This window comes from Virgibacillus sp. Bac332, from assembly GCF_003667785.1.
Classification (GTDB): Bacteria; Bacillota; Bacilli; order Bacillales; family Amphibacillaceae; genus Virgibacillus; species Virgibacillus salarius.
This window is the reverse complement of the sequence record NZ_CP033046.1, coordinates 2,295,132-2,317,280: the sequence shown is the minus strand read 5'-3', so window position 1 is coordinate 2,317,280 and position 22,149 is coordinate 2,295,132. Positions and strand designations below refer to the sequence as shown.

General features: G+C 35.2%; 8 protein-coding genes. All 8 read right to left on the bottom strand.

Annotated elements, in window-relative coordinates:
* Positions 1-89: 89 nt before the first annotated feature.
* Complete coding sequence (locus D9782_RS10915; protein ID WP_121604761.1) at positions 90-3,095, bottom strand: efflux RND transporter permease subunit; 3,006 nt, start codon at positions 3,093-3,095, stop codon at positions 90-92.
* A 52-nt stretch (positions 3,096-3,147) separates the two neighbouring features.
* The gene (locus tag D9782_RS10910; RefSeq protein WP_121604760.1) at positions 3,148-5,073 is read right to left on the bottom strand and encodes an ABC transporter permease; all 1,926 of its coding nucleotides are present in this window, start codon (positions 5,071-5,073) and stop codon (positions 3,148-3,150) included.
* The gene (locus D9782_RS10905; RefSeq protein ID WP_026682512.1) at positions 5,060-5,824 is read right to left on the bottom strand and encodes an ABC transporter ATP-binding protein; all 765 of its coding nucleotides are present in this window, start codon (positions 5,822-5,824) and stop codon (positions 5,060-5,062) included. Before D9782_RS10905 ends, D9782_RS10910 begins: the two co-directional genes overlap by 14 nt.
* Positions 5,825-6,052: 228 nt before the next feature.
* Positions 6,053-6,748 carry a 4'-phosphopantetheinyl transferase family protein gene (locus D9782_RS10900; RefSeq protein WP_121604759.1) on the bottom strand — a complete coding sequence of 232 codons (696 nt, stop codon included), beginning with the start codon at positions 6,746-6,748 and terminating at the stop codon, positions 6,053-6,055.
* Positions 6,741-7,487: a thioesterase II family protein gene (locus D9782_RS10895; RefSeq protein ID WP_162986380.1), complete on the bottom strand. Its 747-nt coding sequence runs from the start codon at positions 7,485-7,487 to the stop codon at positions 6,741-6,743. Before D9782_RS10895 ends, D9782_RS10900 begins: the two co-directional genes overlap by 8 nt.
* Positions 7,488-7,515: 28 nt before the next feature.
* Positions 7,516-8,529, bottom strand: coding sequence for a sensor histidine kinase (locus D9782_RS10890; RefSeq protein ID WP_026682509.1), 1,014 nt, complete (start codon positions 8,527-8,529; stop codon positions 7,516-7,518).
* Positions 8,526-9,212 carry a response regulator transcription factor gene (locus D9782_RS10885; RefSeq protein WP_034679502.1) on the bottom strand — a complete coding sequence of 229 codons (687 nt, stop codon included), beginning with the start codon at positions 9,210-9,212 and terminating at the stop codon, positions 8,526-8,528. Before D9782_RS10885 ends, D9782_RS10890 begins: the two co-directional genes overlap by 4 nt.
* Positions 9,213-9,546: 334 nt before the next feature.
* Positions 9,547-22,101, bottom strand: coding sequence for a non-ribosomal peptide synthetase (locus D9782_RS10880; protein ID WP_121604757.1), 12,555 nt, complete (start codon positions 22,099-22,101; stop codon positions 9,547-9,549).
* Between the last annotated feature and the right edge of the window lie 48 nt (positions 22,102-22,149).

Here is a 22,149-nt window from a genome sequence, read left to right as displayed (position 1 = left end):
CATTATATCGAATGTTCTGAAAAAGAGAAAATGATACTCTTTCATAAATCGTCATATCATTTTCTCCATTAGCTAACAAAAAGCTATATTTAATTCTTTTCTATAACTGATCTTTTTCTCTTCTTGGTATGCAATAATTCGTAAACACATGGAATCACTACTAACGTTAATAAGGTAGATATAGTTAATCCTCCAATAACAACAACTGCTAAGCTTTTTGATACAAGGCTTCCTGTTTCTGCTGTTCCAAATAACAGTGGAATCATGGCACTGATTGTGGAGATAGCTGTCATGATAATCGGACGTAATCTCCGTTGTGAGGCTTCTAATAAGGATTCTCTTATACTCATCGCTTTCTCATTTTGTTTTACGCGATCTAATAAGACAATTGCGTTTGTCACTACGATACCAATGAGCATTAATGCCCCTAATAATACGGTCGTATCTACTGAAATTCCTGTAATTAATAAGCCAACAATGGAACCAATTAATGCTAGCGGCAATGTGATGAGTATCGCAATTGGTGTTTTAATCCCTTTATAAGTTACAACAAGGATTAAAAATACTAAGCCAATGGAAATGCCCATCGTCATGAATAGATCATTGAAGTCTTCTGATTGTTGGACATTAGCTCCACCAATAAATACTTCAACATCTTCGGGAATTTTAATCCCATTTTTCTCGCCATCTCCGAATATAGTAGTACGAATATCTGCATTAATTTCGGATAGTTTTGTTGGATCTATTTTTGCCGTTACTTGTAAGAATGGTTCGCCATCTTTATGATACTGATTGGTAGCTGTACGCTCACTCTTTAACGATGCTACTTCGGTAATAGGTGTAGGGCCGTCTTCACTTAATATCGAGATATCCTCTAAATCCTCTTCTGTTTCAGTGCTCAGCAATGGTTCTAATACAATATTAGTCTTTTCACCTTGAAGATCAATCGTCCCAATTGGTGTTTTATTTAATAATATGCCTAGTTGAGATGCCACTTGCTCAGTATTGATTTTAGCAGAATTCACTTCAAACGAATAAACGCTTTTCTTCTCTTGTTGGTTTGTTGTGACTTCCTCAATTCCCTCTACATCTTCAATCTGTTCGACTATTTCATTTGTAACATCTTCAATATTCTCTAAATTATCACCTGTTACATCAATATTAATATCTGTTGCTGTTGATCCAAGGAAAGAAGCTGCTACTACACTGTAATCAGCGCCCGAAAATAAATCCTGTTGCTGCTCTATCTCCTCCATTATACGATCAACCTCTTCTTCATCTGAAAGTAACACTCTCACCTGTGCCTCTGTAGGCGACTTAACGACTCCCGATTGAACGGCAGAGCTCGAGTTACCCAAATAGGTGATAACATGTTTAACTCCTTCTATTTTCTGAACTTTCGACTCCAGCTTCAATGTGCTTTCTGTTACCTTTTTAAGCGGAGTATCAGAGGGATATTTTAATGTTGCTTGTATATAATCTGTACTCGAATCATCCACTACTCCTTTTGGCATTACGAAATATGCACCGATTGAACCAAAGAATAATAATAAAGCAATCGTTAACGTGATGAACTTATGGCTCAATGACCAGTTAACAACCTTTCTAAATCGGACAGGTGGTTTATACTCTGTTAATTTTGAACCTTTTAATAGTCCTGCACTCATAAGCGGAACGACTGTTAATGCAACTAGTAATGAAGCAAGTAACGAATACGTAATTGTTAAGGCAAATGGTAAAATAAATTCTTGTAAACTCCCATTCACTAGCCCTATCGGTAAAAAAACAGCGACAGTTGTCAAAGTTGCAACAGTAATTGCTCCGCCTACTTCCCTTGTTGCATCAATTATCATCCCTACCGAGAACTTTTCTTGTTGCATTTTCTTAAATATGTTTTCAATCACAACGATACTATCATCTACTAAACGCCCAACTGCTACAGCTACACCACCGAGTGTTAAAATATTTAACGTAATTCCTGATTGGGATAATAAAATTAATGTAATACATAGTGATAATGGTATTGAAACAATCGTAATAAAGGTAGAACGAATTTTCCGAAGGAATAGCATAATTACAATTGTTGCAAATAGAGCGCCAATAAGAACTTCTTTGATCATCGATTGTACCGATGATTTGACCATATCCGCTGTAGTCAGGTACACAGTAGCTTCTAAATTATCATATTTATCACTTATTTCTTTTGTTATGCTATCGACCTCTTCACTAAGTGTCACTGCATTGGATGTACTATCTTTAACAATGGTAAATTCAATACTATCCTCCCCATTAAAGCGATTAATAACATCTCCTGGTCTAGTTTTTTGAATAATAGCAATATCTTCGAGCTGAACATTTTTTGATACAGTAATATTCTCAAGGTCTTCTAGACTATCTATATTACCAACCACTGTAATATTACTAGCATTACCTTCAATGATATTTTCTCCTACTGCAAATGACCCATCCTGCCCTTGTAGAGCCTCAATAACAGTTTGAACTGGTATTTGTAATTCATCTAATTCTTCACGATCTAATTGGATTGAAACAAAGGAATCTTCAACTCCCTGTATTTGTACTTCTGCTACTCCTTCTGTATCTCTGTATATTGGCTCCAGTTTTTCTTTTACAAAGTCTAGATTTTCTGCTGTGATACCATCTTTAAAAGTTATTGCTACAAAGGAAATTGGAATAGAGGACGTATCCAGCTTTGTTACAGAAGGTTTTGATACGTAATTAGGTAAAGATACCGAATCTACTAATTCTTGTACATCTTGTCTTGCTTGATCCATATCTGTTCCATATTCAAAAAACACATCAATCTTACTGTAACCATCACCAGTTGTTGAAAGAACTCCACTCTTTCCAGTTACCGCTGCAATTGATTGTTCAATCGGACTTGTGACATCAGTTTCCATCGACTTAGAATTAACACCCTGCCCCATTGCGATGATTCTAATCTGTGGTGTTTCCGCTTTTGGCAAGAATTCCATAGGCATCCTAAAGTAACTAAGGACTCCCAATATCAGAACAATTAAGGTTACTAGAGTTACAGCCGCTTTGTTGGCAAAAGACCATTTGGTAAACCAAGACATCTTTAAAACTCCCCTTTGCAATGTTGTTTTGTGAAATTAGGCCATAAAAAGCTTAATCTTTATAGACCATATTGGTATAGCTTCTGATAATACCTTTATAAAAGAAGGTCATGACAAAAACAAACCAACCTACCCCTAGTAAAAGCGGGAAGGTAAATTTCACACTCATGATTTGCTCCAATACCTTCATCGCTACCACACTGTGGACAATACCAATTATGATAGGGATTAAGAATGCAATTCCAACCGTTAAATTAACCGAACGCTGGACTTCTTTTCTACTCATGCCAACCTTTTTAAGCATCGCATATTGTTCTTTATCAGAAAAAGCATCACTTAAAAACTTAAAGTAAATCGTACTAAATGTCGCAAGCATGAATACAATCGAAATAATTAAACCTAAGAAAAACAATGTTCCTAAAGCATAGTACTCCCAGATATATTGTTTCGGATTCTCATAAAGCATTTGCTCCCCATTAGGAATTATTTGTTTGATATTACTAATTAACTCACTACTGTTCTCCTGATTGGTGATGTCTACTCCAGTAAGCGTTAGTTCTTCAAAATCTTGAACATGTCTTTCATAATCTTGATCTTGGAGAACATACACGTTCATTCGTCCATACTTACTATTGTTACCTATAAATGGAACTTGGGTAAATTCTGCAATCTGGAAATCAGTTTTATTTATCTTCATCTTATCTCCGAGAATATTCATAGGAGAAGCAATCGTATTAGGATTTAGAATAAATGTCGCTTCATTTTGAGATGGCTTAATCTGATCTAACAGATTGTCTCTACCTTTATACTGTAAATACTCCAGTGTTTTCTCCATCTGTGAATAGCTCGTAATTATAGCTTCATTATTTTTATCCACTTCATTACGGGAATCATCATAATGGACCTTTCCAATAAAAAAATGCAGATCATGAACTCCCTTTAAGCTATGTTCAGAAGACTCAACAGCTTCTCTAACCAATTCATTAGTATCTGGGGATTCACTCTCAACGCTAAAACTATAAGGTGTTTCAATCACTTCGTGACTATTTGCAAATTGATTAAATGAAATACTAACGCTAAATGCTGTAACGGTCGCCGCTGCCAAAATTGCTGTCATTGCTAAACTTCGATAGTTCTCCTTTAACCGAAAAAAAATACTGCTTATACTGATTAGTCTTACATCCTTATAAATAAAACGCTTTGTCTTAATTAAGTTACTTAAAATGACTGTTAATGAACTTCCAAAAAATAAGTATGTTCCTAGACTAACTAAAAACACGATCGCTACCGCAGCAAGCAATAAGTCTAATTGCCAAGGCTTAATATTAAGTGCAATGAAATAGCCTGCTACAATTAAAAAAATGCTTAGAATACCTTTAGGTAGACTATATTTTGGCTTAGCAGGTTTTTCTTTCGTAGCATGTAACATATCGATTAACTGTTTCTTCTTGATAGCACTATAATTCTTAATTCCCAGTAAGATAAAGATAACCCCAAACACCAATATTAACTGTATAATTGCTTCTATTGAAATATTGAATGGTAATACAACATCTAAAAACATTGCCTTACTTAATAACATAAAGAAAAGCTTGGAAAATAAGATACCAATGATCAAGCCAACAGTAAAAGCTAATCCACCAATAAACAAACCTTCTAGCGCTAATACTCTGCCAATTCTAGCATTGCTAATTCCCATCAACATATAAAGCCCAATTTCTTTTTGACGCTGTTTTATAAAAAAACTGTTCGCATGCCACATAAAAAATACAACTGTACATATCAAGACAAATCCAGAGGCGAAACTAGCTACTACAGCAGACTGGACTCTTTCGGTTAATTCCACAAATTTATCATTATACTGAATGGCCGCGAAATTATAGTAAGTAGCAACTGTTACTACTAACACTAAAAAATACAGACCATAGATATTAGAATTGTTTCGCATTAGCTTAAAAGCAATTCTAAAGGAGTTCATTATCCGAACCTCCCAGGATAGCAAGCATATCTAATACTTTTGTAAACATTTCCTGTTTGTTACCATTACTATCTAATCTACCGTGCATCTTTCCGTCCTTTAAGAACATTACACGATCACAGTAACTGGCTGCATTGGAATCATGTGTTACCATAATAATGGTGATCCCTAACCTACTATTAACATTTTTAAAGCACTCTAACACATCAGATGAATACTTAGAATCCAATGCTCCAGTTGGTTCATCTGCAAAAATAACCTTTGGATCCGTAATTAGAGCTCTACAGATAGCTACTCTTTGTTTTTGACCTCCAGATAATTCAACAGGATATTTATCCATTTGGTCGGAGATCCCTAATAGCTTCGTGAACGTATCAATTTTTTGTAAAATAATTTCATGTCTTACATTATTTAAAGTAAGTGGTAAGGCGATATTATCTCTTACCGTCATATTGTCTAATAAATTAAAGGATTGAAAAACAAAACCAATATTATCTCTTCGGAACCCAGCTAAATTCTCTCCTTTAAATTCATTTAAATCCTTACCATCTAGTAAGACTTTTCCATACGTAGGTTTATCAATTGTAGACATAATATTAAGCAATGTAGTTTTACCTGAACCAGATGGCCCCATAATGCCAACAAATTCTCCTTCGTTAATGTCGAAGCTTACTTCTTTTAATGCCCGAAAAGAATTACTTGATTTACCGTATTCTTTAATTACATTGGATAGTTCTACTATTTTTTTCAAAGATTTCAACCTCCAACCCAACTTAATTACGTTTTAATTTTATTATAATTCGCAATAAAATCACTCTCTATCGATTTAGGTTACATTTTAAATAGTTATGTGACATTTATGTTAGTTTTCTAGAATTTTAAATTAAAGTAAGGAGGATAATGACTACAAAGGAGGGACATCTATATGCATAACCAGAAATTTGAGGTTGAAACTAAAATAAGGGAGATCATTTCTCCCTTAAGATAACCTATCTTGCAAATGATTGGTAATTAAGTTGTCCAGGGGTATAACGGTAACAGGTGCAGGAGTATTATTACTCATCGAACATAGTGCAAGCTTATATTTTGGATCGACTGTCATTAGTTTTACATTATACTTACTTATCGTATTATGGACCTCAATCTTAAATTTATTATTTAATGCGGTTATGGAAAATGAATCCAATGGAATGGATAACCCATGTCCCCTTGCTTTTATATAGCTTTCTTTCATCGTCCATATTTCATAAAATCTATCCATCTGAGCAGAAGAATTAGAAAATATATAATGGCATTCTACATCCGTAAAAAATTGATTTGCTATTTGTAAATCAATAGACTGTACATGTTCAACATCAATACCGACAGGGGTCTTATCCAGTGCACAGACGACCCAGTTTTCAGAATGACTTAAATTAAATGCAATATTTGGTACATTTTGCAAAAATGGTTTCCCAGATGGGTTAAGTTGAAAGTGAATTTCACCGTTGGTAAATCCCTTTATGTTTAAGAGGTAACGAATTAATAACTCTGCTACTAGACTTCTTTCCGCATCTTTAACAAATTTAAATCGATTAATTCTCTTCTGTTTTTCATACGGTAATATGCTTAATAATTGCTGAAACGGTTGGTCACCAATTCCTTGTGCAATGTTTACACCATAAACTTCACACATTGAATGTTGGCCCCATTCCTTTAGTTAAGCTGTTTATTTCATTTCCTAGAACATTACAAACGATATCTGTTACTTGCCTTGTATTCTCATTAATAAAAAAATGTCCCCCAGGGATTCGATGATATTTACTGTTCCCACTTATTATTTCATCCCATTGTATTATGTCATTCCATTGAACCGTGTGATCGTTATTGCCATGAAATATAGAAAAATCATAGTCTAAACGATGATTTAATTGGCTATATTCATACGTTTCAATCAACTTAAAATCTGCTCGTAGGATAGGTACAAAAATCTCAGCCAACTCCTTATTTTCAAAAATCTCTCGTTCCATTCCACCATAATTTACAATTTTCTTTACAAATTCATCAAATGGTAAATCGTGATAATCATAAAATGGATTCTTTATATGTGGTGCTTTTCTTCCGGAAATAAAAATATGTACGGGGTCTTGATGGCTTTCCTTTTTTAATCTTTGACAAAGTTCGTATGTAATAAGTCCACCCATGCTATGACCAAATATTGCATAAGGTTCCTGTAATTGATCTTTAATGCTCGTATAAATATCCTCTATCATATCATCCATATTATCTATTAAAGCCTCATTTATCCTACGTCCTCTACCTGTTAATTCTACTTCTACGATTTCGATATTAGCACTTACTAATCTTTTCCACTTCGAATAAACAGTAGCAGACCCGCCAGCATATGGGATACAGAAAAGTTTTATCTTTTTCATTATGAAACTCCCACCTTTTCTTAAACTTTTAACCATTAGATGCTATGTTGAAGTAATCTGATAGTTTATAAAATATAATTGTAAACGCTGTATATTCTCCTTCTTCACTCTTAACATCTATACCGATTTGAAGCATTTCTGATATTTTCTTTGTATAGTAAAGTCCCATACCAGTAGATTTGGTAACGTTTTTTCCATTTTTACCAGTAAAGCCTTTGTCAAAAATCCTCCCCAAATCCTCTTTAGGAATACCAATGCCATCATCTTTAATGTAAATATAATATGCATGATCATCCTCTTCACTATTAATCTGTACTGTTCCCCCTTTTTGGGTATACTTACTACTATTATTTAATATTTGGGTAAAAATGTAATAAACCCACCTTTTATCATTAATAACCGTAATATGGTGTAAATCCGTATTAATCGTAATGTCTTTATTAATCAAGAAAAGCGCATTCTCTTTTATTGCCATTCTTAGAACTTGACCAACGTCTATTCTTTCAGCAACTGTATCCTGACTATAATGATTTGCTCGAGTGATATATAGCGTTTGATTTACTCTAAATTTAATTTGCTCTATTTGATTTCGTAAATCTCTTACCTTTATATCTTCTGTTTCATCAAGTAGCAGGTCACATACTGCTATATTAACTTTAATGTCATGAACCCATTGTGTAATATAATCTTGTATTTCATTGATTTTCTTTTTAAACGCTTCTTCATTGTTTTGGTGTTGAAATCGTTGTTGCTGTAATAAAGTATAGAGCATATTTATAATGTAATCATCATCATGAATGGCCATTTTTTCTAGTTCTTCCATCGAGCTTTTCATAGCTTTGTTATATTTATTTTTTTGTTGCCAAAATCCAATTAATAGAAAAGATAGTTGTATAATGATTAGTAGGCCGTTCATATACAATAAATCAGAAGATCTATATTCTACTACAGTACTAATGTAAATACTATTAACAATAAAAAGTACAATTACGTTACTTACCACCCATAGCTTGTGAGCTTTTAAATAATCTTGTATCTTCATTGAATTATATAACCCATTCCTCTTTTCGTTACTATATAATTCACGACACCGATATCTTCTAATCTACTTCGTAAACGGTTAATATTAACAGTTAAGGTATTTTCGTTTACATAAATATCATCATCCCAGAGCTTCTTCATTAATCGATCTCGTGTGACCACTTTTCCTTTATTCTCCATCAATGTTTTTAAAATTTCAAACTCATTTTTTGTAAGCTCTACCCTCTGATCTTGGTGGTAAACCGCTGTATCGCTTAAATTTAGTATGACCTGCTTACATTCAATGATTTGATTGGAATCTGATTTATACTCATACGTACGTCTAATAATTGCTTGCAGTTTGGCAACTAGTACATAACTATCAAAAGGCTTTTGTATATAATCGTCTCCACCATTATTGATAGCCATTACAATATCCATATTACTGTTTCTTGAGGAACAAAAGATTATAGGAACACTTGAAATCTCTCTAATCTTTTTACACCAGTAAAATCCATCAAAAGACGGGATATTAATGTCCATTAAAATAATATGAGGCTCTTCTTTTTCAAACACTTTTAAAATATTTTCAAAGTCATTACAAACCATTGTATGAAAATTCCATTTTTCAAGGAGAGTCTTCAATACGTTTGCCATGTTTTCATCATCTTCAATGATTAATAATTTATAAACACCTTTCAACATGTTCACCTTCCCTAAGTAGAATCTCAACTAGGTGATTAAACGATTACACTTTTATATGTATTGTAAAGCATAATCAAAAAAGATGAAAATATGGATTAAAATAGTGTAGAAAAATTGAAATATATATTTATCTCGATATAACCGGCAGTAAGACCTCCATTTCAAAAGTGAAACCAATATGGATATGTGGCGATCGACTGCCGGTAAATGACCGATTGGTTCAACAAAGTCCTTTAGGTCATACCCTTGTGGTACTACAATCGTAGGGGATACCCCCCAACTGATTGTAGTTTCCCTTTATTCCTGTTTTTTCGCCCTTTACTAGTTCCTAATATCATTTAGTATTTAAAGCTTTCATTTGCAAAGAGGTTAATATCTGGTTAATTACTTCCATATTTCTTTCTAAATATGGTTCCGATAACATATCACCATGATTACCATAGCCTTGATAGTTTAATACGTCTTTCTTTGTAAACTCGTCCCATTTTGGCAAAGACAGTTCATCTTTAACGTAATGCTCATCATTTTGAGCCTGAATGAAGTGAATAGTCGTATCAATGATATGATGGTTTACTAGATTATTAACATAGTCCGAATAAAGTTTAATCTTCTTGATAATCTCTTCCTTAAAATAATCTCTTTCTAGATACTTTTGATAGGCAGGATTTGTTTTCGCTTCTTTTATAATATTGTCATATAAGTTAGTAGTATCCGCTTTATTTAGTGTTGCTCCCTCGATTGGATAACTGTCTAGAAGGATGATATAGGATACTTCTAATCCTTGTCGCTCCATTTCTGCAGTAATTTCAAATGCTAAGTTCCCACCTGCTGAATAACCTAATAGTTGATACGGTGGTTCTGGCTGCACCATTCGAATTAATTCAATATACTGATCAATTCTATTATCAGAATTTATGAAATCGAATGCATATAGGGAATGTGTATCCATTAAATTTGCCATTCCATTATATACCATTCCGAAGCCGCCAATAGGCGGAAAGGCAAAAATGTTATGATCCTTTTTACCATTTAATAAGTGAAGATCCTCTTCCCCAACGATAAAGGAAGATTCTTCATTTCTTATTAATTTTGCCATTGATTTTATCGTTGCATTTGTATACAAACTATCCAAACCAATGCCTGCTTTAAAATATTCTCTTATTTTAGATAAAAGTTGAACGAAGCTTATCGAATTCCCACCAAGTTCAAAGAAATTATCCTCCGTTCCTATTTCATTTATGCCTAAGACTTCTTGCCAAATCTTGACAAGCTTCTCCTCTTCTTTATTCTCTGGCGCCTTGTACTCTCCTTGAATGAGATCTTGATTCGTGACTTCTGGTAGCGATCTTCGATCTACTTTTCCATTAGCGGTGAGGGGAATGCTCGATACTTCTTTTATATAGGATGGAATCATATAATCTGGCAAACTATCTTGTAAGTATTCTTTTAAATTACTTTTTTCTAATTTATGGGCGGTCAGATACGCAATAAGATACTTGTCTAGCTGCTCGTTTTCTTTCACTAAAACAACCGCCTCTTTCACTGCGTGGTGACGTAATAGCTTCCGTTCAATCTCCTCAATTTCAATTCGGAATCCACGAATCTTAAGCTGGTGATCAACTCGACCCAAAAATTCGATTGTGCCATCCGGCAACCATCTGGCAATGTCCCCACTCTTATATAGTCTTTCACCACGTACAAATGGATTCTCGATGAACTTTTCCTTGGTAAGAGCTGGTCTATTTAAATATCCTCTGGCAACTCCATCCCCACTAAGCCATAGCTCACCGTAGACTCCGATTGGATTTAACTCACCATGTTTCCCAACAATATACGCGCTGGAATTACTAATTGGTCTACCGATCGGGATACTCGATTCGTAATCCTTTTCGATTGGTAATGTCGTAGAAAAAGTCGTATTTTCGGTTGGGCCATAACCATTAATGATCTGTATGTTTGGACAATGACTACGAACTAGTTGAATATGCTTTGTAGATAGGACGTCTCCCCCAACGAGGAGGCATCGTAGATGGCGAAACATATCTGGCTTCTCCTGTGCTAATTGATTAAACAACGCAACCGTTAGCCACATTAAAGTGATGGAATGCTTCTCGATGGCGTTTTCTAATTTTTCTACCGAAAGGATGGTCTCTTTCTTCGTTAAATACAGACTCTGTCCATTTAATAGACTTCCCCATATCTCAAATGTTGAGGCATCAAACACGAGTGATCCTGTCTGGAGGATTCGATCGCCTTCATTAAATTGGATATAGCTTGTATGCTTAACGAGACGGACGACATTTCGCTGTTCGATTAGAATTCCCTTTGGTTCTCCTGTACTCCCTGACGAATACATGATATATGCTAAGTTTGTTGGATGGTGTTCAATAGATAAATTGCTCGTATTTCCGACATACAAGCTCTCATTCGTTATATCCAACCGCTCTCCGGAAAATGCGCCCAATTTCTCTGCGTCATTCTCTGTCAACACCAGCTGAGCATTACTGTCTTTCAACATATATTCGATTCGCTTCATCGGGTAAGTTTTATCCAGTGGAAGATACGCTCCTCCAGATTTTAAGATGCCTAAAATTCCAATAATCATCTCGATGGTATTGTCTGTCATCAACCCTACTACCGTCTCTGCTTGAACACCTTTTTGACGTAGGACCCGAGCCAGCTGATTAGCTTTTTCATTTAATTCTTGATACGTCATGCATTGATTCTCAAAACCAACTGCTAGTTCATTTGGCTTTTTCGCCACTTGTTCTTCAAATAATTCAGCCATCGTTTTTTCTCGTGGGTAGTCTGTCTTCGTATCATTAAATTGCATTATAATTTGTTGCTTTTCTTCTTCCGTCATCATGTCTAGCTCGGCAAGCTTCGCTTCCCGTTGTTGACAAATCCCTTTCACAATTTCTAAGTAGTGCCTTGCCATTCGTTCCATCGTTTCAGATGTAAATAACGCAGTACTATACTCTAAACTACCTTGGATGGTGTTAGTATACTCCGTGACATGTAGTGTCACGTCAAACTTAGCGATATTACTTTCGTGTTGAACTTGTTTCAACTGGAAGTCATCTTCTAGTGGAAACACTATGGTGTCATCAACAGGATTCATATTAAACATCACATCAAATAATGGATTTCGACTTGCATCTCGGTTTATGTGTAATCGTTCAATCAATTCTTCAAATTGATAGCTTTGATTCTCATAGGCGAGAAGTACATTTTCTTTCACGGCTTTTAAGAAATCAACATAACGCTTATTCCCATCTACACGATTACGAAGGGCGAGCGTATTGACAAACATCCCAATGATCGATTGTAGATCAGCATGTGATCTGCCAGCTACCGGTGTTCCGATAACAATATCTTCTTGCCCACTATACTTCGAAAGAAGTAGGTAGTATGCGGAAAGTAAGACCATATGCATTGTACTTCCGGTTTCGTTTGCCAATTTCCGTAATGCGTGTGTTAGCTCTTCATCGATGAAAAGTGGGACACGATCCCCTTCAAAGCTTTGGACCAGTGGCCGCTTCATATCATACGGCAGGTTCAGCACTGGAATCTCTCCAGCAAATTGATGCAGCCAATAGGCTTCTTGTTGTTTCACAGTGTCTAACATAAGCTGTCTATTTTGCCAATGAGCAAAATCCTTATATTGAATTCGTAATGGCTCCAGATCATTTCCCTGATACAATTCCATAAATTCTGTCATCAACAGCTGAATGGATACCCCATCACTTATAATATGATGCATATCGACTAATAGATATCGTTTTTTCTTTGTCTCTACGAGCTTCGCTCGGAATAACGGTGCTTCCTGTAACTGAAACGGTCTGACAAAGTTCTGTACTATATCCTCTATCGTTTCGCCCGTCGGGCGATTCGTTTCCATTTCAAAGGCGACATGCGAGGTAATTTTTTGAACAATTTCGCCATTCACCTCTTCAAAGTGCGTCCGTAAAGAATCATGTCTGGCAATTAATTTTTCAAAGGCCTGACAGACTCTTTCAAGGTGAAGTGGCCCTTCCACCTCTAGCACCATTGGCATATTATAAGCAGTCCCTTTTTCAAGTTGTTCTACCATATACATTCGTTTTTGAGCAGACGATGTTTCATAATATTCCCTTTCCTCACAAACCGGAATCATTTCATATCGTTTTTCTTGCTTTCCTTCTAAGAAATCACTTAATTCCTGAATTGACGGATACTTAAATATATCTATTATAGATACTGCCACATTTATGTTTTTCTCAATTTCATTCGAAACGATGATTGCTTTTAGGGAATGTCCGCCTATTTCAAAAAAGTTCACATAAATACTATAAATTTCTTTGTTTAACACATTAGACCATATGTCCATTAAATTTTTCTGCAGTTTTGTTTTTGGTTGAGCACGCTCAACCTGGCTCATCATTTCTAGATTTGGTTCTGGTAAAGCATTTCTATTTACCTTTCCATTATTGGTCAAGGGCAGTTCCTCTAATTTCATAATATGAGTTGGCACCATATTATAAGGGAGCGTCTTTTTTAAATACTGTTTTATTTCTAAAGAAGCAATGCTTCCTATGATATAAGCAACTAAGTAATGATCATGATGATTGACCTTAGCTATAACAACTGCCTCCTTAACCTCAGGATGCTCCTGTATTCGTTCTTCGATTTCACCGAGTTCAACTCGAACGCCTCTAATTTTAACCTGATTGTCGATCCTACCAAGAAATTCAATGGTTCCATCTGATAATAATTTAGCTCGATCGCCTGTTTTATAAATTTTTTCCCCTTGTATAAATGGATTTTCTACAAATTTTTCAGAAGTTAATTCTGGTCTATTTAGATAGCCTAATGCTAAACCATCTCCACCTATACAGAGTTCTCCTGGTAATCCGATTGGTTGTAAATGACCATCTCTATCCAAAATATAAGCATTTGTATTTGCTATTGGTTTACCAATAACGACATTCTCAGATTCCACACATTTCGTTGTAATAGCATCAACAGTATATTCCGTTGGGCCATAGCAATTATATAAATTATAACCAATATCCATGATTTCTGCTTGTAAAGCTTGTGGTAATGCTTCTCCACCAGAAATCAATACTTGGATGCTTTCAAGTTTCTCCCCACCAGCAATAAATTCTCTCATCATAGTAGGTACTAATTGGACGATGTTTATCTTGTTTCTTCGAATGAAATCTCTAAAATGCTCTCGAGAAAGAGATTCTTTTTCTGTTGTGATGAACAACGTACCCCCGTATAACAATGTTGGGAAAATTTCTTCCACGGATACATCAAAAGAAATGCTTGTATTTTGCAATACATTTTTATTTTGATACAAACCATACTGTTTACCAAACCACATACATAAATTGACAATACTTCTTTGTGTTATTTGAACCCCCTTTGGTTTACCAGTCGAACCTGATGTATACATCACATATGCTAATTTATCAGGACTATAAGCAACCTGGAAATCCAAATCCACATTGCAATATACACGTTCATCATCCAAATAAATTGGATTAACACTAGTTGGTATATCAGAACCTTTCACTGTTAAAAATAGGCTTGCTTTAATATCTTCTAACATGTAATTAATTCTTTCTTTAGGAAATTTAGTATCGATTGGCATAAATGCTGCACCAGCCTTTAATATTCCCAAGATACCTATGAGCATTTCTATCGAACGATCAACCATTATTGGAATAATGGAATTATCCTGTATCCCTTCATTTCTTAATACTTGTGCTAAAGCATTAGCTTTTTGATTTAACTCACCATAAGTGATTTGTTTATCTTTATATACGGCAGCAATACCATTTGCATTCTCTGTTATTTTTTTTTCCAATAACATTACATAGGATTTATTTTTAGGATAATTTGTCTTCGTATTATTTACATCTGTAAGAATTTTTTCCTTCTCTGCTGGACTAATCATTTCCATGTCTGAGATTTTCATATTAGGATTTTCACAAATACACTTCACAATCTCTTTAAAATGATTGATCATTTTTTCAATGGTTTCTTGCTTAAATAACTTTGTACAATACTCAAATGAGCAGGTTAATCCAGCTTCTCTTTCAGTTACAGCTAAACTTAAATCAAACTTAGTGATACCTGCGTTGATCTTTAATGGTTCCATAACAAAGCCATCTAGCATTAGATTCTCTATGGCATCTGTCTCTTGATTATTCATAGAAAACATGACATCAAATAATGGATTTCTACTTATATCTTTTTCAATATTTTCAGATTCTAACAATGCTTCAAATTGATACGTTTGATTTTCAAAAGCAGCTACTGAATTTGCCTTAACCTCCATCAAAAAATCTTTAAAAGCTTTTTCACGCTCAGGTCTATTTCTTAAGGCAATCGTGTTAACAAACATCCCCATTACATCTTCTAGGTTTGCATACAATCTACCAGCTGTTGTTGTCCCAACTATAATATCTTCTTGTTCACTATACTTTGCTAATAAAATATAGAAGGAAGATAGAATAACCATAAACAAAGTGCTGTCCGATTGGTTAGATATTTTTTTCAGGATATTCATTCTTTGCTTATCCAATGAAAAACTGATCTGGTTTCCTTCAAAGCTTTTGACCTGTGGTCTTTCAAAATCATAAGGTAAGTTTAGTACAGGGAGATGACCTCGGAATTGACCTTTCCAATAGTTTTCTTGTTGTTTTATTTCGTTAGATTTTAATATCTTATTATGCCACTCTGCAAAATCTTTATATTGAATTTGCAATGGAGAAAGATTGCTTCCATTATATAAACGGATAAAATCTTTAATTAGAATATTCATCGATATTCCATCTGCTATAATGTGGTGCAAATCAATGAATAGATAGCTCTTCTCTCCATTTTCAAGTAACATTCCTCTGAATAAAGGTGCTTCTTCTAGATCAAATGGTTGAATCAAATCATTGATTATCGTTTCTAGATATATATTAGACTTTTTTATAAAGTTCAAGTTAAATGCAATGTCATCATTAATTTTTTGAACAACTTCTCCATCAATCATTTGAAAAGATGTTCGCAATGATTCATGACGATTAAACAGCTTTTTAAAGGTCTTATTTAATCTTTCTTTGTTTATGGTACCATCCAATTCATAAACAGCAGGCATATTATAGGCGATACTGTCTTTTTCAAATTGTTGTAGAGTGTACATTCTCTTTTGAACTGAAGATGTTTGATAGTATTCTTTCATATCTACCTTTTCAATTTGTTCATATACCTTATTCCCACTTCTCCTTATATAGCGAGCGATACTTCTTATCGTTGCATGTTCAAAAAAGATTTTTAATGGTAAATCTTTTCCTAGTTCCTTATGGACTTTATTCATTACTAAACTAGCTTTAAGTGAATTCCCACCAAGTTCAAAGAAATTATCCTCCGTTCCTATTTCATTTATGCCTAAGACTTCTTGCCAAATCTTGACAAGCTTCTCCTCTTCTTTATTCTCTGGCGCCTTGTACTCCCCTTGAATGAGATCTTGATTCGTGACTTCTGGTAGCGATCTTCGATCTACTTTTCCATTAGCGGTGAGGGGAATGGTCGATACTTCTTTTATATAGGATGGAATCATATAATCTGGCAAACTATCTTGTAAGTATTCTTTTAAATTACTTTTTTCTAATTTATGGGCGGTCAGATACGCAATAAGATACTTGTCTAGCTGCTCGTTTTCTTTCACTAAAACAACCGCCTCTTTCACTGCGTGGTGACGTAATAGCTTCCGTTCAATCTCCTCAATTTCAATTCGGAATCCACGAATCTTAAGCTGGTGATCAACTCGACCCAAAAATTCGATTGTGCCATCCGGCAACCATCTGGCAATGTCCCCACTCTTATATAGTCTTTCACCACGTACAAATGGATTCTCGATGAACTTTTCCTTGGTAAGAGCTGGTCTATTTAAATATCCTCTGGCAACTCCATCCCCACTAAGCCATAGCTCACCGTAGACTCCGATTGGATTTAACTCACCATGTTTCCCAACAATATACGCGCTGGAATTACTAATTGGTCTACCGATCGGGATACTCGATTCGTAATCCTTTTCGATTGGTAATGTCGTAGAAAAAGTCGTATTTTCGGTTGGGCCATAACCATTAATGATCTGTATGTTTGGACAATGACTACGAACTAGTTGAATATGCTTTGTAGATAGGACGTCTCCCCCAACGAGGAGGCATCGTAGATGGCGAAACATATCTGGCTTCTCCTGTGCTAATTGATTAAACAACGCAACCGTTAGCCACATTAAAGTGATGGAATGCTTCTCGATGGCGTTTTCTAATTTTTCTACCGAAAGGATGGTCTCTTTCTTCGTTAAATACAGACTCTGTCCATTTAATAGACTTCCCCATATCTCAAATGTTGAGGCATCAAACACGAGTGATCCTGTCTGGAGGATTCGATCGCCTTCATTAAATTGGATATAGCTTGTATGCTTAACGAGACGGACGACATTTCGCTGTTCGATTAGAATTCCCTTTGGTTCTCCTGTACTCCCTGACGAATACATGATATATGCTAAGTTTGTTGGATGGTGTTCAATAGATAAATTGCTCGTATTTCCGACATACAAGCTCTCATTCGTTATATCCAACCGCTCTCCGGAAAATGCGCCCAATTTCTCTGCGTCATTCTCTGTCAACACCAGCTGAGCATTACTGTCTTTCAACATATATTCGATTCGCTTCATCGGGTAAGTTTTATCCAGTGGAAGATACGCTCCTCCAGATTTTAAGATGCCTAAAATTCCAATAATCATCTCGATGGTATTGTCTGTCATCAACCCTACTACCGTCTCTGCTTGAACACCTTTTTGACGTAGGACCCGAGCCAGCTGATTAGCTTTTTCATTTAATTCTTGATACGTCATGCATTGATTCTCAAAACCAACTGCTAGTTCATTTGGCTTTTTCGCCACTTGTTCTTCAAATAATTCAGCCATCGTTTTTTCTCGTGGGTAGTCTGTCTTCGTATCATTAAATTGCATTATAATTTGTTGCTTTTCTTCTTCCGTCATCATGTCTAGCTCGGCAAGCTTCGCTTCCCGTTGTTGACAAATCCCTTTCACAATTTCTAAGTAGTGCCTTGCCATTCGTTCCATCGTTTCAGATGTAAATAACGCAGTACTATACTCTAAACTACCTTGGATGGTGTTAGTATACTCCGTGACATGTAGTGTCACGTCAAACTTAGCGATATTACTTTCGTGTTGAACTTGTTTCAACTGGAAGTCATCTTCTAGTGGAAACACTATGGTGTCATCAACAGGATTCATATTAAACATCACATCAAATAATGGATTTCGACTTGCATCTCGGTTTATGTGTAATCGTTCAATCAATTCTTCAAATTGATAGCTTTGATTCTCATAGGCGAGAAGTACATTTTCTTTCACGGCTTTTAAGAAATCAACATAACGCTTATTCCCATCTACACGATTACGAAGGGCGAGCGTATTGACAAACATCCCAATGATCGATTGTAGATCAGCATGTGATCTGCCAGCTACCGGTGTTCCGATAACAATATCTTCTTGCCCACTATACTTCGAAAGAAGTAGGTAGTATGCGGAAAGTAAGACCATATGCATCGTACTTCCGGTTTCGTTTGCCAATTTCCGTAATGCGTGTGTTAGCTCTTCATCGATGAAAAGTGGGACACGATCCCCTTCAAAGCTTTGGACCAGTGGCCGCTTCATATCATACGGCAGGTTCAGCACTGGAATCTCTCCAGCAAATTGATGCAGCCAATAGGCTTCTTGTTGTTTCACAGTGTCTAACATAAGCTGTCTATTTTGCCAATGAGCAAAATCCTTATATTGAATTCGTAATGGCTCCAGATCATTTCCCTGATACAATTCCATAAATTCTGTCATCAACAGCTGAATGGATACCCCATCACTTATAATATGATGCATATCGACTAATAGATATCGTTTTTTCTTTGTCTCTACGAGCTTCGCTCGGAATAACGGTGCTTCCTGTAACTGAAACGGTCTGACAAAGTTCTGTACTATATCCTCTATCGTTTCGCCCGTCGGGCGATTCGTTTCCATTTCAAAGGCGACATGCGAGGCAATTTTTTGAACAATTTCGCCATTCACCTCTTCAAAGTGCGTCCGTAAAGAATCATGTCTGGCAATTAATTTTTCAAAGGCCTGACAGACTCTTTCAAGGTGAAGTGGCCCTTCCACCTCTAGCACCATTGGCATATTATAAGCAGTCCCTTTTTCAAGTTGTTCTACCATATACATTCGTTTTTGAGCAGACGATGTTTCATAATATTCCCTTTCCTCACAAACCGGAATCATTTCATATCGTTGTTCCTGTTTAACATCTTCCATAAGCCGTCGAATCTCTCTAATTGTAGGATGCAAAAAGACTTCTTTAAACGTTATTTCCATATTTAATTCTTGGTGAATTTTACTTATGAGAACATTAGCTTTTAAGGAGTGACCACCTAACTCAAAAAAGTTATCATCTATTCCTACCTGATTAATCCCTAATACTTCACACCAAATTTTAGTTAAGGTAGCTTCCATACCATCTCTCGGGGCAACATAAATACTCTCCATGTTCGCTTCACTACTCCGTTTTGCAAGGGCATTCCGATTAATTTTCCCATTATTTGTTAATGGTATTTTTTCTATCGGTGTAATATAAGTCGGTACCATATATTGTGGTAATTTATCTCTTAAAAAGCTCCTAATCTCAGGTACATGGATGTTTAATCCTACGATATAAGCAGACAAATACTGATCTTGATTATCTTTTTTTTCAACAAGGACAACGGCTTCTTTAATTTGTACATGTTGAAGTAGCTTGTGTTCAATTTCTTTTAACTCAATTCGAATTCCCCTTACCTTTACTTGATCATCCTCTCTACCTAAAAATTGAATAGAACCGTCCGGCATCCAGGCTGCCATATCCCCTGTTTTATACATTCGTTTCCCAGGATCAAAAGGATTATCGATAAACCGCTCTTTCGTTAATTCTGGTCTTTTTACATAACCTCTTGCTAACCTACTTCCACCAATACAAATTTCGCCAGGCACACCTATAGGAAGTAGTTTATGGTCTTTATCTAAGATATAAACTTTCGAATTAGCAATTGGTTTACCAATGAGTATTTTTTCACTGTTTTCTACATTTCTCATAATCGTTGTATCTACAGTATTTTCTGATGGACCATATCTGTTTATAATTTCGATTCCAAAATGAAGTTTATTGGTATAGTCAATCGCATTAACAGGCATTTCTTCTCCAACTAATGTAACTTGTTTCAAATAAATAGCGTCCTTCGATGAAATAAAGTCTAGTACTGATAAATATATCGATGGTACACTTAAGTAATCTGTTATCTTATAACTTCTAATCAGTTCACTAATTTTGAAAGGATTCGACATTTCTTCGTTATTCACTAATACGACTTGTCCCCCTGCAATAAGTGGCGTAAAAAATGCTATGATAAAGCCATCAAAAGCATAATTTACTAAAGGAAGAACAACATTCTCATGGTTATAATCATATTCCTTCTTCTCCCACAGCATTGTCTGAGTTAAACTATGGTGCTCAACCATTACCCCCTTTGGATTTCCTGTCGTACCCGATGTATAGATGACATAAGCTAAATCATTTAGAAGATTAGTAACATCTGGATTAGTTGTCTCTTCTGTAAAAACCTGCTTTTTACTGACATCAATAACCTTCCCATTAAAATCTACTTCAGTAATTAGAGAAGGTTTCGTAATTACTAGGTCAACTTTAGCATCGGTTAATATATATTCTATTCTATCTTTTGGATTATTTGGGTCGATAGGTAGGTACGCTGCACCGGATTTTAAAACCCCTAATATTCCAGCGACCATCTCAATAGATCTATCTAGTATAATTCCTACAACATGATTATTTTTTACTTGTTGTTTCATTAGGGAATGTGCTAATGAATTAGCCATCTTATTTAGTTTTCGGAACGTCACTTCTCTTCCTTCAAAGATTACCGCGATCTGCTCTGGTGTTTGTTCTACTTGTTTCTGAAAAAGCTCTGGGAGTGTTAAATTTGCATTTTTAAATTGAACTTCCGTATTATTAAATTCTTCTACTACTAGCTTTTTCTGCTTTTCTGTGATCATGTCTATATCTTTAATAGTCATATCAAGCTTATCGAGTAAATCCGATAACACTTGAAAATAGTTCATTCCAAATGATTCAACAGTTTCCCTTTTAAACAAAGCAGCATTATAAATCAATTTAGCCTCAAAATAATTCTGATCATCCTTTTCAATACATAGTGTTAGTTCATTATGAATTGATTCACAGATAAAATGAATATCCTCTTTTGCATGTAATTTATTGTAAGTAATGCTTATTGGAACTAGTGTGGAAATCGATTCTGATACACCTAACTGCCTAAATACCTGTTCCAAGTTTACAAACTGATTATCATAGTGATCCAATAATCCTCGTTGCGTTTCTACAAGGAAGTTTTTTATTTTATATCCACCATTCAAAGAACGTTTGAATGGCATAAGTTTATTTTTTATATTTTGTGGTCTTTTCTCTCTAGAGTAATAAACCGGAACACCGACTAAAATTTCATCACTCCCGGTATATTTATATAGTTCAATCAATAATCCCATTAAAAAAGTAACATACGTTAACATATCATTATTTTTTGTAATGGACATCATTCTTTTCATGAGCTGATGATCAATTGGTAAAGATACCGTTTGTTTCTGGTACGAGTCTCCTGTTGTCATATCGTGTCTTAATGTAGTTCTATCTGTACCTTTTATATGTAAGTTTTTCCAATATTGATCAAGCTCAGATAACTGACTGTTATGAACCTCTTTACTCATGTCACCCCTCCATTTGCTGAATGCTAGAGCTAAGGTAAACAACACTTA

What these genes read in the sequence shown, in the direction of transcription:
- D9782_RS10915 (WP_121604761.1), bottom strand. Translation starts at nt 3,095, where the DNA reads ATGTCTTGGTTTACCAAATGGTCTTTTGCCAACAAAGCGGCTGTAACT.
- D9782_RS10910 (WP_121604760.1), bottom strand. Translation starts at nt 5,073, where the DNA reads ATGAACTCCTTTAGAATTGCTTTTAAGCTAATGCGAAACAATTCTAAT.
- D9782_RS10900 (WP_121604759.1), bottom strand. Translation starts at nt 6,748, where the DNA reads ATGTGTGAAGTTTATGGTGTAAACATTGCACAAGGAATTGGTGACCAA.
- D9782_RS10895 (WP_162986380.1), bottom strand. Translation starts at nt 7,487, where the DNA reads ATGAAAAAGATAAAACTTTTCTGTATCCCATATGCTGGCGGGTCTGCT.
- D9782_RS10890 (WP_026682509.1), bottom strand. Translation starts at nt 8,529, where the DNA reads ATGAAGATACAAGATTATTTAAAAGCTCACAAGCTATGGGTGGTAAGT.
- D9782_RS10885 (WP_034679502.1), bottom strand. Translation starts at nt 9,212, where the DNA reads ATGTTGAAAGGTGTTTATAAATTATTAATCATTGAAGATGATGAAAAC.
- D9782_RS10880 (WP_121604757.1), bottom strand. Translation starts at nt 22,101, where the DNA reads ATGAGTAAAGAGGTTCATAACAGTCAGTTATCTGAGCTTGATCAATAT.